The sequence below is a fragment of the Bradyrhizobium sp. 17 genome (assembly GCF_023073515.1).
In the GTDB taxonomy this organism is placed as follows: Bacteria; Pseudomonadota; Alphaproteobacteria; order Rhizobiales; family Xanthobacteraceae; genus Bradyrhizobium; species Bradyrhizobium canariense_D.
This window is the reverse complement of record NZ_JADPJQ010000113.1, coordinates 154,398-168,786: the sequence shown is the minus strand read 5'-3', so window position 1 is coordinate 168,786 and position 14,389 is coordinate 154,398. Positions and strand designations below refer to the sequence as shown.

Sequence of the window (14,389 nt, the reverse complement as noted above, 5' to 3'; positions counted from 1 at the left end):
ATGGGCTTGCAAATGTACTTGCTTGTGATCCGGTCGCTTTGCGAGATGACGGCCGGACCGGTACACTCCTTGCCACGTCGCGATTTGCGGAAGGGTTTTTAGGCCCCCGATGACCATTGCCGACCAAGTGACGGGATCGACGATCGCGGGAACCGCTAAACCTGTGGAGGTCAAGTCCGCGGGAGCGAAGCGGCGCGCGGCCGCGCCGGCCATTTCGCTGCCAGCCATCGGCGAGCGCGAGCTCCGGCTGGACCTATTCCGCGGCCTTGCGCTGTGGCTGATCTTCATCGACCATTTGCCGCCGAGCCTTCTGACCTGGTTCACGATCCGCAATTACGGCTTCAGCGACGCCACCGAGATCTTCATCTTCATCTCCGGCTATACCGCCGCCTTCGTCTACGGTCGGGCGATGCTGGAGTCCGGCATCGTCGTCGCCACCGCGCGCATCCTGCGGCGCGTCTGGCAGATCTATGTCGCCCACGTCTTCCTGTTCACGATCTTCCTTGCCGAAATCTCCTACGTCGCGACCAGGTTCGAGAACCCGCTCTACACCGAAGAGATGGGCATCATGGATTTCCTCAAGCAGCCCGACGTCACGATCGTGCAGGCGCTGCTGCTGCGCTTCCGTCCGGTCAACATGGACGTGCTGCCGCTCTACATCGTGCTGATGCTGGCGCTGCCCTTGATCCTGTGGCTGATGAAGTGGCGCCCCGACGTGACGCTCGGCCTCTCGGTCGCGCTCTACGCGGTGACCTGGGAATACGACCTCTATCTGTCGGCCTATCCGAACGGCTTCTGGGCCTTCAATCCCTTCGCCTGGCAATTGCTGTTCGTGTTCGGGGCATGGTGCGCGCTCGGGGGTGCGCGACGCATGTCGCACATTCTGGCTTCGCGGGTGACGATGTGGATCGCGATCGCCTATCTGGTTGCGGCATTCTACGTGACGCTGACCTGGTATGTGCCGCAGCTCTCCCACTTCATGCCGAAGCGGCTCGAGCAGTGGATGTATCCGATCGACAAGGCCGACCTTGACGTGCTGCGCTTCACGCATTTCCTGGCGCTGGCCGCGCTCACCGTGCGCGTCCTGCCCCGGGACTGGCCGGGCCTGAAATCGCCCTGGCTGCGGCCGCTGATCCTGTGCGGCTCGCATTCCCTGGAGATATTCTGTCTCGGCGTCTTCCTCGCCTTTGCCGGCCATTTCATCCTGGCCGAAGTCTCGGGCGGCCCGGTCATGCATGCGCTAATAAGTCTCTCCGGAATCCTGATCATGTGGGCCATGGCCTGGCTGATTTCGTGGTACAAGCGGGTGGCTGACAAGAGCGGTTCGAAAACCAAAAGCGCCGTCGGCAGCGCCGATATGGCGGGAGGGGGCTGATGAAGGCGAAGGTTTTCCTGAGCCTGATCCTGCTGTGCGGTGGTCTCGCCGCGCCTCCGGCGCGCGCGGACGATGCTGCGCCGGCTGCTTCAGCCGCGCCCGCAGCCTGTGAAGTGCCGTCCTATCTGCTCACCAGCGAAAGCCAGCTTCCCAAGGTCGCCGATGCCGTGAAGGCCGGCAAGCCGCTCGAAATCCTGGTCATCGGCAGTCGCTCGACCACGATTCCGGCTTCCGAGGACGCCTCTTATCCGGCGCGGATGCAGGCCATCCTGAAGGACAAGCTGCCGCCGTCCGAGACTGTGCACGTCTCCGTAGAAATACAGAGCAAGAAAACGGCCGAGGAGGCGGCTGCCAGCTTCGTTAAGCTGATGGAAGCAAAAACGCCTACTTTGGTCATCTGGCAGACCGGGACTGTCGATGCTATCCGAGCCATCGATCCCGATGATTTTCGTGGCGCGGTGACCGAAGGGGTTGTTGCGTTGCAAAAGGCAGGGGCTGACGTCGTCTTGATGAATTTGCAGTACAGTCCGCGTACCGAAACCATGATCTCGGTGCCGCCATACCTCGACAATATGCGGGTGGTGGCGCAGGAGCACGATATTCCGCTGTTCGATCGGTTCGCGATCATGCGGCAGTGGAATGATCAGGGCCAGTTCGACCTATTCAGCCCGTCGCGCGGGCCCGAGTTGGCGAAGCAGGTCCATGATTGCCTTGGCCGGGCGTTGGCACAGTTCCTGATCGACGCTGCCCATCTGGAGCCGGCCCAGCAGCAAAATTGAGGTCTAGCGTTAATGAGTTCTCTCCGCCCTTTTTGCCTGACGGCATGGCTGGCTGTGCCCGCAGCAGCGGTGCTGCTGTTGCTGAGTCCGGCCTCGCAGTCCCACGCGCAGACGCAGGCCGCGCAGGCAACACCGGCCCCGCAGCAGTCGGCTGATCCGGCTCCCGCTTCACCGTCCCAGACCACCGTCGCAGCGACGTCCCCCGACCAGCGCGGCATCACGGCGCGCGCCATCGACAAGGTGAAGCAGGTCGCGAAATCCGCCGGCGACATCTTTAGCCGCGTGCCCTGCCTGTCGCCGAAGGGCGGCTCGAAGGCGATGGGCTCGCTGCCGCATGTCGCGGGCAAGCTCGTCGCCGGCCAGCCCGTCGTCATCGTCGCGTTCGGCTCGTCGTCGACCGCGGGATTCGGCGCGAGCTCGCCGGAGTTCAACTATCCCAATCGCCTTGCCGCGCAGCTGCACCGGCACTATCCGACCGCCGACATCACCGTCGTCAATGCCGGCGTCGGCGGCGAGGATGCGCCCGAGATGATGAAGCGTCTCCAGAAAGAGGTGATCGACGTGCATCCGGATCTGGTGATCTGGCAGGTCGGCACCAATGCCGTGCTGCGCAATCTCGATCCTGGCGAGACCGCCAAACTGGTCGAGGACGGCATCGCTCGCATCCAGGCCACCGGCGGCACCGACATCGTGCTGGTCGATCCGCAATATTCGCCCGCCGTCAACCAGCGCGCCGAGAGCGCCGGCAAGATGGTGAAGCTGCTCGGCAAGGTCGCCGAGCTCCGTCACGTCGGCATCTTCCCGCGCTTCGAGGTGATGCGCGACTGGCACGAGAAGCAATCGCTTCCGGTCGAGAGTTTCGTGATCGCCGACGGACTGCACATGAACGATTGGGGCTATGCCTGCTTCGCCCAGCTCCTCGGCGACGACATCATTCGCTCCGTCGGCCAGATCAAGCTCGGCGTGAACGTGCCCGCGGACGTGCGGACGTACCGGCCAATGTGACTTGTCGTCCCGGCCCCCATGCGCAATTGCGCACTAGGCCGGGACGACAATAACTCACGCCTTCTCCAGCGCCGCGGTCAGATCCTCGATCAGATCGTCCGCGTGCTCGAGGCCTGCCGAGAAGCGGATGAATCCTTCGCTGATGCCGAGCGCGGCGCGGTCCTCCGGCTTCAAACGCTGATGCGTCGTGGTCGCGGGATGGGTGACGAGGCTCTTGGCGTCGCCGAGATTGTTCGAGATCTTGGCGAGCTTGAGCTCGTTGAGCACGCGGAACGCCGCCTGCTTGCCGCCCTTGACCTCGAGGCCGACCAGCGTCGAGCCGCCGCGCATCTGCTTCTTCACCAATGCAGCCTGCGGATGATCGGCGCGGCCGGGAAACACCAGCCGCGAAATCTTCGGATGGCTCGCCAGCACGTCCGCGATGCGCGCCGCCGTCTCGGTCTGCGCGCGCACGCGCACGGCGAGCGTCTCCAGCCCCTTGAGCAGGACCCAGGCGTTGAACGGCGAGATCGACGGGCCGGTCTGGCGCATGAAATTGTGGATGTGCTCGGCGATGAACGCTTCCGAGGACAGGATGATGCCGCCGAGACAGCGGCCCTGGCCGTCGATGTGCTTGGTCGCGGAATAGACCACGACGTCGGCGCCGAGCGCGAGCGGGCTCTGCCAGATCGGGGTGGCGAACACGTTGTCGACGACGAGCCGCGCGCCGCCACTATGCGCGATCTCGGCAATGCCGGGAATGTCGAGCACGTCGAGCGTCGGATTGGTCGGGCTCTCCAGGAAGAACGTCTTGGTGTTCGGCTTCATGGCGCGCTGCCACTGGTCGAGATCGAGGCCGTCGACCAGCGTGGTCTCGATGCCGTAGCGCGGCAGTAAATCCTGCACGACGTAGAGACACGAGCCGAACAGCGCGCGCGAGGCCACGACGTGATCGCCGGCCTTGAGCGGCGCCAGGATCGCGGTCGTCACCGCGGCCATGCCGGTCGCGGCCGAACGTGCCGCTTCGGCGCCTTCGAGCTCGATCATGCGGCGCTCGAACATCGAGATGGTCGGATTGGAGTAGCGTGAATAGATGAAGCCGGGGTCCTCGCCCTTGAACCGCGCCTCGCACTCCTCAGCGCTGTTGTAGACGTAGCCCTGGGTCAGGAACAGCGACTCCGACGTCTCGCCATATTGCGAGCGTAAGGTGCCGGAATGAACCAGGCGAGTTTCGGGACGGTAGTGGGCGGTTGGCGCCGGGGACTTCGACATAGGACCTCCTGAAGTGACCATCGAGAATGGTCACAAAAAAACCGGCCTGGAATATCTCCACGGGCCGGGATCACAGAGGTCCCCGGCCTGTTTAGCGACTTATTTAACGTGGCTGCAAGCCGGCCGGCTCAAATCACCACGGGATAAGTCATGCTCATATTCCGCAATGCCCTTTCCGTCAAGACGTCCATCGGATAGCCGTAAAACGCTCATATTTCCCGCATGTCGGGATGTGTTTGATCCCTGATGAGGACCCCGGGTTGACGTTCACGGTCGCCGCCGACGCCAATGGTATCCTGCCCGACCGCATGATCGCGGCGATGGCGGAGGGCGGTCTCATCCTGCCCGCTTACGACTTCGTCGAAAGCCAGATCCAGCCGGCGAGCCTCGATTTGCGTCTTGGCGATATCGCCTATCGCGTTCGCGCCAGCTTCCTGCCCGGTCCCGGCGCCACGGTCGCCGAGCGCATCGACGAGTTGAAGCTGCACGAGTTCAGCCTCGCCGACGGCGCGGTGCTGGAGACCAACTGCGTCTACATCGTGCCGCTGCTTGAAAGCCTCGCGCTGCCGCCGGAAATCGTCGCGGCCGCCAACCCGAAGAGCTCGACCGGCCGGCTCGACGTCTTCACCCGCGTGATCGCCGACGGCACCCGCCGCTTCGACATGATCGGTGCCGGCTATCACGGCCCGCTCTATGCCGAGATCAGCCCGAAGACGTTTCCGGTGCTGGTCAGCGAGGGCTCGCGCCTGAGCCAGGTGCGCTTCCGCACCGGCGATGCCATCCTCAACATCGACGACCTCGAGGCGCTGCACGCGACCGAGCGTCTCGTCGATATCGACGATGCCGACCTCACCGGCGGCGTCGCCGTCTCTGTTGATCTCTCCGGCGAGAAGAGCGGCGGCTTCGTCGGCTACCGCGCCAAGCGCCACACCGGCGTCATCGACGTCGATCGCCGCGCCGGCTATTCCGTCGAGGACTTCTGGGAGCCGATCTCGGCCCGTCCCGACGGCAGCCTGATCCTCGATCCCGGCGAGTTCTATATCCTCGCGTCGAAAGAGGCGGTGCAGGTGCCGCCCGATTACGCCGCGGAGATGGTGCCGTTCGATCCGCTGGTCGGCGAGTTCCGCGTGCATTATGCCGGATTCTTCGATCCCGGCTTCGGCTATGCCGGCGCCGGCGGGCTAGGCTCGCGCGCCGTGCTCGAAGTGCGCTCGCGCGAGGTGCCGTTCATCCTCGAGCACGGCCAGATCGTCGGCCGCCTCGTCTACGAGAAGATGCTGGCCCGCCCCGACGCGATGTACGGCCAGCGCATCGGCTCGAACTACCAGGCGCAGGGCCTGAAGCTGAGCAAGCATTTCCGGGTGTAGGGATAGCCTCACCTTCCGCGGTCATGCCTCGGCTTGACCGGGGCATCCAGTACGCCGTAGCCTATTGGTTCGATCACATCCGCCTCTGGAATACTGGATCGCCCGATCAAGTCGGGCGATGACACCGAATCTGTGTCAAGATGGGAAGTGAATCCGGGCTACGTCCGAGGTGGCGAAATGACAGATCAATCCGAACTCGACGCAAGAATCCTCGACGACGTCGCCGACGCGCTGATCTATTCGGATCGCTCCGGCACGATCATGCGCTGGAACCGCGCATCGTCCGCACTGTTCGGCTTCTCGGCGGACGAAGCGCTGGGCCAGAATCTCGACCTGATCATTCCCGAACATCTGCGCGCCGCGCACTGGAAAGGTTTTGAGGCCGCGCTTGCCAGCGGCGCGATGAAGCTTGCGGGCAAGCCGACACTGACCCGCGCGCTGCACAAGGACGGACGCAAGCTCTACATCGAGATGACCTTTGCGCTGGTGCGGGACGCCGCTGGAGTGGTGCAGGGATCGGTGGCGATGGCACGCGACGTCACCGAGCGCGTCGAGCGCGAGCGTGCCGCCAAAGCCTCGCAAACTAAGCCTGCGCAAAATTCGTGATGCGGAATTGGCGCGCCGGCGTGCAGGGCTCCCTGCGTGCGGCTCAGCTTGTCCGTCACCGGATGCAGTGACACACTCGATCAGAACAACGATCGGGAGCGAACATGACCGCACCAGACCCCGCGCAGGAAGCTCAATGGAAACGCTGGCGCGCGGTTGCCGATCTCTATCACGCCTACTTCACCGGTCTGATCCTCACCGTGGTCACGCGTCGCGGCACGGCAGATGCTGCGGAGTTCGTCTTTCGCGTGTTCCGCCGCCAGCAGCAGGAGCGCTTCCTGCCGGGGCTGGAGAAGCTCGGGCTGAGCCATCTGCCGCCCGCCGTGGCAGCCGCGCAATATCACTATCTCTCGAACTGGATCGGCGGCGTGCACGTCGAATACATGTATGAGAGCGACCGCAAAGCCTGGATCCGCTATCCGCCGCCGCGCTGGATCTGGAAAGGCACTGCCATCTGCGGCGTGCCGGGCGAAGTCTCGCGCGCGATGCTGCGCGGCTGGCACGCCAACAACGGCGTGGCGCTCGGCGATACCAGATTGGGGTTCGTCTGCACCAAGCAGAGCGTCGACGGCCAGGACGGGCTCGAAGGCTACTATTATCAATATGACCAGCCCCTCGAGCTCGACCAGCGCCTCGTGTTCGCGCGGCACCTCGAAGCCCCGCTGTTCGATGCAGCCGCGGCTCCGGCGTTGCCGGTCGCAAGCTGGCCAAGGCCGAGACTGGAAAAAGCCTATCGCAACTATGCGATGGAATATGTGCGCACCGCCGCGCCCGTGATGGTGCAGCTGTTCGGTCCGGAGGATGCGGGCTATCTCCTGCACCTCACGGGCAAGCTGATCGGGATGCAATATTTCGATGAGGTCGCTGCGGCGCTGTCGATGGGCCGCGGCGGTGCGAGCGAATTCGCGACGTTCCTCAACGCGCTGTTTGTCGCGCAGGACGATGCGGCTGAGACGACGCAATCCGAGGGCACGTTCGAAATCCGTCAGCAGAGCTGGAGGTTGATGGAAGACGGCGCCGATAACCACTCCGCTTGCGCCAAGGTGCTGGCGGGGTTGTTCGAGGGGCTTGCGGCCGGGTGCGGCCGGCACATCGGCGTGCACCTGTCCCCGACACCGAGCGGTCGTCCGCCATTGCTCTGGACGATTGGGTAGACGACGGCGTCACCGCGCTGCCGCAGGGCACGCCTGCACCTAGCGCAGGAGGAATCGCTGCGCGTCGTGCTAACAAGCCTCTTGTTGCGCCCTGCGCGAACCAATTCATTGGCACACCCAAGCATTGCTGCGCCGGAAATGGCGCTTTGCCCGGAGAGGACATGTCAGACATCGCCGAAATCCCGGTCGATGAACAAGAGCGTCCGCTGCCGCCGCCTCCGCGCCCCGTGAGGAGCGCGCTGATGGACGGGCCGATCCTGCGCACGCTGCTCGGGCTGGCCTGGCCCAACGTGGTCGCGCTCTCAGCCGGCACCTGCACCGTGATTGCGGAGACCTCCTATATCGGACGGCTCGGCGTGGAAGCGCTGGCCGCGATGGCGCTGGTGTTTCCGACAGTGATCCTGACCATGACCATGTCAGGCGGTGCGATGGGCGGCGCGGTGGCCTCCGCCATCGCGCGCGCGCTCGGCGCGGGCGATCGCGAGCGTGCCGGGACGCTCGCCGCGCACGCGCTGCTGATCGGCATCAGCTTCGGCCTCGTCTTCATGCTGGGCATGCTGATCTTCGGGCCCAAGGTGCTTGAGATGCTCGGCGGCCGCGGCGACGTGCTGACGCATGCGATCGCCTACACCCAGGTGTTTTTCGGCGGCGCCGTGCTGCCCTGGCTGCTCAACACCATGGCCGGCGTCCTGCGCGGCACCGGCAACATGAAGCTGCCGTCGCTGTTGATCCTCAATTCCGCGGCCTGGCAGATCGTGCTCGGTGGCACGCTTGGCCTCGGCCTCGGTCCGGTGCCGCAATTCGGCATGCGCGGGGTCGCCGCCGGCGCGCTGATTGCCTATTGCATGAATATCGGCGTGATGGGCTGGTACCTGTTCTCCGGCCGCGCCCGCGTGACGCCGAAGCTGCGCGGACTTCGCATCCAATGGGCGATGTTTTTCGACATCCTCAAAGTGGGCGCCATCGCCTGCTTCTCGCCGCTGCAATCGGTGCTGACGATCTCGATCTTCACTCACATGCTTGCGAAATTCGGCACCGCGATCCTGGCCGGCTACGGCATCGGTGCGCGGCTGGAATTCCTGCTGACCTCGATCGCGTTCTCGTTCGGCATCGCCTCGGTGCCGATGATCGGCATGGCGGTCGGCGCCGGCCGCATCGCCCGCGCCCGGCGCATCGCCTGGATCGCAGCGGCGAGCGCCTTCGTCGCCGTCGGTGCACCGGCGTGCCTGGTCGCGGCCTTCCCCGATCTCTGGGTGAACATCTTCACGGACAGCGCGACCGTGCGCGCCACCAGCCACCAATATTTGTCGACAGTGGCGCCGTTCTACGCCTTCATCGGCCTCGCCTCGACGATGTATTTCTCGTCGCAGGGCGCTGCGAAGGTGATCGGCCCGGTGCTGGCGCAGACCGCGCGGCTGATCTACATCTCGGCTGTCGGCTGGTGGCTGTCGACGCATGATGCCACCGCGCAAAGCTTCTTCTGGCTGGCGGCGAGCTCGATGGTCGTGCTCGGCCTGCTCTCGTGCTCCAGCGTGGTGCTGACACGCTGGGGACCGCGCCAAACCAAACCTGCGATCAGGCCGGCTCTGTCGGCCGCCGCGGACTAGCGGTGCCTGTGGCGGCGATGGCCGCCACCACCGCCGACATTGGCGAGCCGCATCAGTTGCGGAATCATCGCCATCATGTCGCCGCCACCGGCGCCGCCGAGCATGCCCATGATATCGCCGCCGCCGATGCCGCCCATTCCGGCCGGCATGGTGCCGCCTCCACCCATCGGCGCGTAGCCGCCGTAATTGGGCGCGCCGAAACCGCCGCCGAGGTTGCCGGCGCCGAGGCCGCCAATGCCACCGCCGCCCATCATGCCAAGACCACCACCGCCATTCTCCATCATGCGGCTCATCATCGGGCCCATGGTCTGCATCATCATGCCGAAGCGGCGCTTGCCCATCTTGGCCTTCATCATCTCGAGCATCGGCGCCATCTGGGTCATTATGTCCTCGCCGCCGGCACCGCCGCCGCCGAAGAACTGCGCCTTTGCCGGCGCGCTCGAAATCGAAAACATCAGCAGCACGGCGGCCGCCTGGCAGATCACCTTGTCCGCACCTCTCATGGCCTGCTCCTCGCGTGCGTGGCGCCGCCGGGAGAGCGGAGCCAACCGGACGCACGGCGCCATCGTTATTGCGGACGAGGGCTGGGCTCTGTGAGAAAGATCACGCAGCTGCGGCCGGAAACGCGCGGTGTATGGCGGCGACGGCGTCCTTGGTCTGTCCCTGCACATAGGGCGCGAGCTCGTTCGGCAGCATGTCGATGATCCAGACCAGGCGGCATCTCGCCTCGCCCTCGGCGATCACCTGCACCGAGGCGCTGTAATGCTTCAGCCGCTCGTTGTTGATCGCGTAGACCAGCCGTTGCCGCGCATCGTCGCAATCGACCAGCACCTCGCGCGCCACCGATCCGTTGGCGAAGGTGACGATGCGCGTGTCGCCGTCGAGCGTGCAGGCCGTGACGAAGCCCGGCGCCAACCGCCGATGCAGCGCGCCGAAATCGCGCACGGCATCCCAGACGTCGCGCGCTGGGGCGTTGAGGGGAATGTCGTTGTGGATGGAGGCCATGATGCAATCCTGGTTGAGTTCCTTGATGTAGAGAAGCGAGCGATAGCGCCGTCATCCCAGCTGTCATCGCCCGACTCCATCGGGCGATCCAGTATTCCAGAGGCCGCTGTGATTGAATCGAGGAGCTGCGGCGTACTGGATACCCCGGTCAAGCCGGGGGATGACAGCGTGTGTGTGTGGTGAGGGCTGCCGCGTTCACACACAGACCGCCTCAACATTGTTGCCATCGGGATCGATCAAAAACGACGCGTAGTAAGTCGGGCTGTAATCCTTGCGCGGGCCGGCGCCGCCATTGTCGCGGCCACCGCTCTTCAAGCCCTCGCTGTGGAATGCCTTGACCGCGTCATGATCCCCCGCGCGAAACGCGATGTGCACGCCATCGGCTTTGCGCCCCTTGTTCAGGTGCAGCCACAGCGCCGGCTCGCCCTTCGGCCCGAAGCCGGCATAACCATCGCCACTCGAGCACACGACATAACCGAGCGGCGCCAGCACCGCGGTGTAGAAGCGCGTGGCGGCGTCGAGGTCGGCAACGCGCAATCCGATATGGTCGTACATGGTCGTCTCCATTGCCAAAGCGCGCCACAATCGGCGCGCGCCGGAGACGAACCTAGTCAGTTGAGGGCAAGCTGCTCTTGGAGAATCTTGCGCTCTCCCTTCGAAGCCTGGCGGAACTTGGTCGGCGATACACCAGCGGCGCGGTGGAAGGTGCGGACGAAGTTGGAGAGATCGCCGAAGCCGACGTCGTAGGCGATGTCGGTGACTGCGATGTCGTCGTCAGTCAGCAGCCGCGCCGCATGCCGCAGCCGCGAGCGCACCAGATATTGATGCGGAGTGACGCCGAGCACGGCGGAGAACAGCCGCAGGAAGTGGAAGGGGCTGAGGCCTGCCTGCCGTGCCGCCTGTTCGAGGTCGACCTCGGCATGCGAGTTGGCGTCGATCCAGAGCGCGGCTTCCACGGCGCGGCGGCGATCACGCGCCGTCGGTGTCGTCGGCTTGCGCGCCTTGCCCGACACGACATCGACGAAACGACCGGTGAGGATCTGCCCGACCTCGTCGAGACCGAGGTCGCTGTTGCCATCTGCCGCCGTCTGGGCGAGCTCGCCCAGCACCATCAGCTCGGGCAACGGTGGCGTCGCGCCGACCTGCCAGACGTCGCTCCGGCCGCCGAGCGCGTCGACCAGATCCTCGCTGAGGAAAAAGGACAGGCAGACGTCGCCGGCGACGTGCTCATGTGTGCAGGTGTATTCCTCGCCTGGCGCGCCGACCAGCATCGAGCCCGCCACCAGCTCGAAGAAGCCGGCGCGGCAATGACAGCCAAAGCTGCCGGCGCGGACATAGGCGATGGAATGGCCGGTGCGGCACTCCGCAAACGGGCTGTCGTCCGGTCCCGCGTCGCAGCGAAACTCGGAGACGGTCATCGAGGGGGTGGTCAGCAGCGTTGTTGCATCCATCCTCCCTATCTAGGTGGAGGGTCTCGGTGGGGCAACGGGCAGCAGGACGTCGAACAGCGTCTTGCTGGCGATCGGATGGGTGCCCTCCAGCGACAGCAGCCGCCGCTTGGAGATTACGCCGCCATAGGGCGAGAGCCGGTCGGTGTAATTGCCGGCCTCCAGCACCCGGTGGCAGGGCACGATCAGCATGTAGGGATTTTTCGCGATCGCCTGTGCCACCGAATGCGCGGCGCCGGAGGCGCCCAGCGCCTTGGCGATCTCGTGATAGGTGCGCGTCTCCCCGCGCGGGATGGCGCAGGCCGCCTCGTAGACCCGCCGGTTGAAGCCGGGCACCCCGCTCGCGTCCAGGCTGACCTCGGAAAAATCAGCATCGCTGCCCTGCAGCAAGCTCACGATGCCCTCGATCGCGAACTCGGCGTTCGCGGAAGGCCGCTGCTCGCGTGCCTCGGGATGGATCTGGAAAATCCGGCGGCGGGTGTCGATCTCCCGCGCCTCCGGCAACTGCACGGCGACGACCCCGGTGCTGCTCCAGATGATGCCGCAGCGCCCTATGGTCGTGTCGAATATCGCGTAGCCATGCCCCACCATACACACGCCCCCACGCAACGTACGCTCTCCCCAGACCGCGACCATAACACCGCCACAATCCGCCGCACCCAAAATCGTACCGGAAACTTAAGAAGGGGCGGGCGGGCTGCGCCAAAGCGCTTGGCGAGATGCGCCGTCTCGGCTAATCAGAGCGGGCGCAAGCTGCGCATCCGCGGGCGTAGTTCAATGGTAGAACGGCAGCTTCCCAAGCATAAAATTGCCGTTTACCTAGTGCCTCCAAAGTCCCTCGAAATCGCAAAAACCCCCTGCATTTGAAGCATTTCGTGCTAACCATCATCCTGTCGCAGAGCACGGGAGCCGGTCCGAAAGCCGGATACTGTCCACATGATGGCCACACGAAAATTGGCGGTTCGCAAGGCTCGCAAAGCTCCCGAAAGAGCGCCGCGAAAGCTCACAGATGATCACATCGAAGCCCTTCGGGAGTTCGCCGATAGCGACGTGGCAGACCGGAGGAGCCACGGTGTGGAGAACGAGCGATCGGAAGGCGTCGAGTATCCCGACAGCATCGTAAAGGGGCTCTTCGTCTTTGTCGGTGCTAACCGGACTATCTGGCGCTTCAGGCGCCGACGTCGCGAGAAGGGGGTCCGCACGACCATTTTCAGGACGCTCGGCGAATGGCCGATGATGAACACGGAGGATGCGCGCAAGACCGCTGAGATCGCGGTTGGCAACGTCCATACTGGGGAAGCTGCGCCGAACAAGCGAAGCTCGATCAGGTTCGAAATCGCCTTCGCTGCCTATCTCGAATATCTCAAGAGTAAGGCGGAGAAGCGGGGTAAGCCACCACGTTGGTTTTACAACGTCAAAATGCTCGGCGATGGGATCATTCTCCCTAAGTTCGCAAAATGGACGCTTGCCGAAATGGCGATGAGCCCGGGTGCTGTCTCGTCGTGGCATGCGGAAATCACGAAGAGGAACGGGCCGGTCTCAGCAAACCATTGCGCCCGCGTGATCCGGGCGACTTACAAGCGGGCGTCTCGGCTCGACGTTTCATTGCCGCAACGTCTCCCGACATCTGCAGTAGAGTTCAACGAGGAGAGCGCAAAGCAGGACGCGCTACCATTTAAGAGCTTCCCCGCATGGCTGAAGGCATGGCGGAAGGTCGATAATGCGATCCGTCAAGCCTATCATCTGACGGCACTTCTAGTTGGACCGCGACCCGGTGAGTTAGCCCGGCTGCGATGGGAAGCATATTCCGACAACGAACGGACGCTCATCATCGCCAAAGCTAAGGCAGGTAAAGACATTGTGATTCCAGTGAGCGAGGAGATCGCCGCCGTGTTGAGGATGGCTCGCAAGGCGGCCGAGGCGCTTGGCTACCCCGTCACCCCTGATGCTCTCATCTTCCCCGGATGTGCTCAGGCGGGACATCGTGACGAGCTGCCAGCGCGCGGTAACATGCTTCGACACACTTATTCGACCGTTGCAGCTGATCTCGGAATAGACGACCTGATCCGCCACTTCATGATGGGGCATGCCCCGGAGGGCATTTCCCAAAAATACATCGCGACGCTGATCTTGGCGAACGGCCCGAAGATGAGAGAAGAGCAGGCGCGCATGTCACGGCGCATTGTCGAACTCCTGGGACTTAACGCGCTGACGCTGAAATGGGAGATCGCGGCAGGGCTCGCGCAGTCACTCTCAGCGGCGGAGGTCAGGGCCGACCGCGACGCAAACGCATTGGCCAAGGCGCAACGCCTTTCGGCGCGTAAGCGCCGTGGAAAGGTGCTAGGACCACGCAAGAAGCCAGCCGAGATAACGCGATAATCTTCGGCTCCGCGCTTTTGACGTTAGCCGTTGACAGCGTCGCTCTTCGAGGCCTCTCCGAACAGGATAGTGTCTAGCTCCGGATCATCCTCCGGCCGCTGCACTCGAACCCACGTCTCACGTTGTAACTCGACTTCACTGGGCCGCGCGCGACCGCTCATGCGAGCGCTTCGCGCGACGCGGTGGTTGAGGGCACGCGCCAACGTTGCCGCCGTGTCGGCATCGAGATGTCGCGCGACGGAATCCAGCGGCGCTTGTTCGATCAACGATGCGAAGAAAGCATCTTCAAACGCAGATGAGTTCGGATCGGCGCCGTCCGTTGCCTTGTAGGCTTGATAAATCGCGTCGTCCAGCAGGGCGCAAAGCCACTCAGGCACATCGTAAGAAAAGCGAGGGAGGGGATAGCCTCGCAT

General features: G+C 64.2%; 15 protein-coding genes and 1 riboswitch. Of the genes, 8 read left to right on the top strand and 7 right to left on the bottom strand.

Features of this window, described 5'->3' with window-relative positions; translation table 11 throughout:
* Positions 1–109: 109 nt before the first annotated feature.
* From IVB13_RS23465 to IVB13_RS23455, 3 genes are read left to right on the top strand one after another with little or no spacing between them, the layout of a single operon-like run.
* Entirely contained in the window at positions 110–1,375 is a 1,266-nt protein-coding gene (locus IVB13_RS23465) for an OpgC domain-containing protein (protein WP_085349686.1), read from the top strand.
* The gene (locus IVB13_RS23460; protein WP_018456073.1) at positions 1,375–2,154 is read left to right on the top strand and encodes a lipolytic enzyme; all 780 of its coding nucleotides are present in this window, start codon (positions 1,375–1,377) and stop codon (positions 2,152–2,154) included. Before IVB13_RS23465 ends, IVB13_RS23460 begins: the two co-directional genes overlap by 1 nt.
* 12 nt (positions 2,155–2,166) lie before the next feature.
* Positions 2,167–3,159, top strand: coding sequence for an SGNH/GDSL hydrolase family protein (locus tag IVB13_RS23455; protein ID WP_026233081.1), 993 nt, complete (start codon positions 2,167–2,169; stop codon positions 3,157–3,159).
* Between the two features lie 54 nt (positions 3,160–3,213).
* Here IVB13_RS23455 and IVB13_RS23450 read toward each other — a convergent pair whose 3' ends face one another.
* On the bottom strand, positions 3,214–4,410 hold the full coding sequence (locus IVB13_RS23450; RefSeq protein WP_007615678.1) for an O-succinylhomoserine sulfhydrylase: 1,197 nt from the start codon (positions 4,408–4,410) through the stop codon (positions 3,214–3,216).
* A 70-nt stretch (positions 4,411–4,480) separates the two neighbouring features.
* Positions 4,481–4,560: riboswitch (SAM riboswitch) on the bottom strand.
* Between the two features lie 110 nt (positions 4,561–4,670).
* On the opposite strand from IVB13_RS23450, the gene IVB13_RS23445 reads away from it, so the two are divergent.
* From IVB13_RS23445 to IVB13_RS23430, 4 genes are all read left to right on the top strand, one after another.
* A complete protein-coding gene (locus tag IVB13_RS23445; protein WP_247295970.1) occupies positions 4,671–5,777 on the top strand; it encodes a 2'-deoxycytidine 5'-triphosphate deaminase in 1,107 nt (368 codons plus the stop codon).
* A 177-nt stretch (positions 5,778–5,954) separates the two neighbouring features.
* Positions 5,955–6,383, top strand: coding sequence for a PAS domain S-box protein (locus IVB13_RS23440; protein ID WP_018456077.1), 429 nt, complete (start codon positions 5,955–5,957; stop codon positions 6,381–6,383).
* A gap of 104 nt (positions 6,384–6,487) precedes the next feature.
* Positions 6,488–7,537: a hypothetical protein gene (locus IVB13_RS23435; protein ID WP_204513160.1), complete on the top strand. Its 1,050-nt coding sequence runs from the start codon at positions 6,488–6,490 to the stop codon at positions 7,535–7,537.
* A gap of 161 nt (positions 7,538–7,698) precedes the next feature.
* The gene (locus IVB13_RS23430; RefSeq protein ID WP_085349691.1) at positions 7,699–9,144 is read left to right on the top strand and encodes an MATE family efflux transporter; all 1,446 of its coding nucleotides are present in this window, start codon (positions 7,699–7,701) and stop codon (positions 9,142–9,144) included.
* Here IVB13_RS23430 and IVB13_RS23425 read toward each other — a convergent pair.
* The 5 genes from IVB13_RS23425 to IVB13_RS23405 all read right to left on the bottom strand — a co-directional run bounded on the left by IVB13_RS23425 (position 9,141) and on the right by IVB13_RS23405 (position 12,188).
* Complete coding sequence (locus tag IVB13_RS23425) at positions 9,141–9,647, bottom strand: hypothetical protein (protein WP_026233082.1); 507 nt, start codon at positions 9,645–9,647, stop codon at positions 9,141–9,143. The two genes, IVB13_RS23430 and IVB13_RS23425, sit on opposite strands and share 4 nt — an antisense overlap.
* Positions 9,648–9,747: 100 nt before the next feature.
* A complete protein-coding gene (locus tag IVB13_RS23420) occupies positions 9,748–10,149 on the bottom strand; it encodes an SRPBCC family protein (protein ID WP_018456081.1) in 402 nt (133 codons plus the stop codon).
* A 195-nt stretch (positions 10,150–10,344) separates the two neighbouring features.
* A complete protein-coding gene (locus tag IVB13_RS23415; RefSeq protein WP_026233083.1) occupies positions 10,345–10,704 on the bottom strand; it encodes a VOC family protein in 360 nt (119 codons plus the stop codon).
* 56 nt (positions 10,705–10,760) lie between these two features.
* The gene (locus IVB13_RS23410) at positions 10,761–11,600 is read right to left on the bottom strand and encodes an AraC family transcriptional regulator (RefSeq protein ID WP_018456083.1); all 840 of its coding nucleotides are present in this window, start codon (positions 11,598–11,600) and stop codon (positions 10,761–10,763) included.
* Between the two features lie 9 nt (positions 11,601–11,609).
* The gene (locus IVB13_RS23405) at positions 11,610–12,188 is read right to left on the bottom strand and encodes a methylated-DNA--[protein]-cysteine S-methyltransferase (RefSeq protein ID WP_018456084.1); all 579 of its coding nucleotides are present in this window, start codon (positions 12,186–12,188) and stop codon (positions 11,610–11,612) included.
* A gap of 345 nt (positions 12,189–12,533) precedes the next feature.
* On the opposite strand from IVB13_RS23405, the gene IVB13_RS23400 reads away from it, so the two are divergent.
* Positions 12,534–13,976: a tyrosine-type recombinase/integrase gene (locus IVB13_RS23400; protein WP_247490726.1), complete on the top strand. Its 1,443-nt coding sequence runs from the start codon at positions 12,534–12,536 to the stop codon at positions 13,974–13,976.
* 23 nt (positions 13,977–13,999) lie between these two features.
* Here IVB13_RS23400 and IVB13_RS23395 read toward each other — a convergent pair whose 3' ends face one another.
* Positions 14,000–14,389 carry a hypothetical protein gene (locus IVB13_RS23395; RefSeq protein WP_247490724.1) on the bottom strand — a complete coding sequence of 130 codons (390 nt, stop codon included), beginning with the start codon at positions 14,387–14,389 and terminating at the stop codon, positions 14,000–14,002.

Excerpts from the sequence above, each read along its gene's own strand:
- IVB13_RS23465 (WP_085349686.1), top strand. The coding sequence starts at position 110 with ATGACCATTGCCGACCAAGTGACGGGATCGACGATCGCGGGAACCGCT.
- IVB13_RS23460 (WP_018456073.1), top strand. The coding sequence starts at position 1,375 with ATGAAGGCGAAGGTTTTCCTGAGCCTGATCCTGCTGTGCGGTGGTCTC.
- IVB13_RS23455 (WP_026233081.1), top strand. The coding sequence starts at position 2,167 with ATGAGTTCTCTCCGCCCTTTTTGCCTGACGGCATGGCTGGCTGTGCCC.
- IVB13_RS23450 (WP_007615678.1), bottom strand. The coding sequence starts at position 4,410 with ATGTCGAAGTCCCCGGCGCCAACCGCCCACTACCGTCCCGAAACTCGC.
- IVB13_RS23440 (WP_018456077.1), top strand. The coding sequence starts at position 5,955 with ATGACAGATCAATCCGAACTCGACGCAAGAATCCTCGACGACGTCGCC.
- IVB13_RS23435 (WP_204513160.1), top strand. The coding sequence starts at position 6,488 with ATGACCGCACCAGACCCCGCGCAGGAAGCTCAATGGAAACGCTGGCGC.
- IVB13_RS23430 (WP_085349691.1), top strand. The coding sequence starts at position 7,699 with ATGTCAGACATCGCCGAAATCCCGGTCGATGAACAAGAGCGTCCGCTG.
- IVB13_RS23425 (WP_026233082.1), bottom strand. The coding sequence starts at position 9,647 with ATGAGAGGTGCGGACAAGGTGATCTGCCAGGCGGCCGCCGTGCTGCTG.
- IVB13_RS23420 (WP_018456081.1), bottom strand. The coding sequence starts at position 10,149 with ATGGCCTCCATCCACAACGACATTCCCCTCAACGCCCCAGCGCGCGAC.
- IVB13_RS23415 (WP_026233083.1), bottom strand. The coding sequence starts at position 10,704 with ATGTACGACCATATCGGATTGCGCGTTGCCGACCTCGACGCCGCCACG.
- IVB13_RS23410 (WP_018456083.1), bottom strand. The coding sequence starts at position 11,600 with ATGGATGCAACAACGCTGCTGACCACCCCCTCGATGACCGTCTCCGAG.
- IVB13_RS23405 (WP_018456084.1), bottom strand. The coding sequence starts at position 12,188 with ATGGTGGGGCATGGCTACGCGATATTCGACACGACCATAGGGCGCTGC.
- IVB13_RS23400 (WP_247490726.1), top strand. The coding sequence starts at position 12,534 with ATGATGGCCACACGAAAATTGGCGGTTCGCAAGGCTCGCAAAGCTCCC.
- IVB13_RS23395 (WP_247490724.1), bottom strand. The coding sequence starts at position 14,389 with ATGCGAGGCTATCCCCTCCCTCGCTTTTCTTACGATGTGCCTGAGTGG.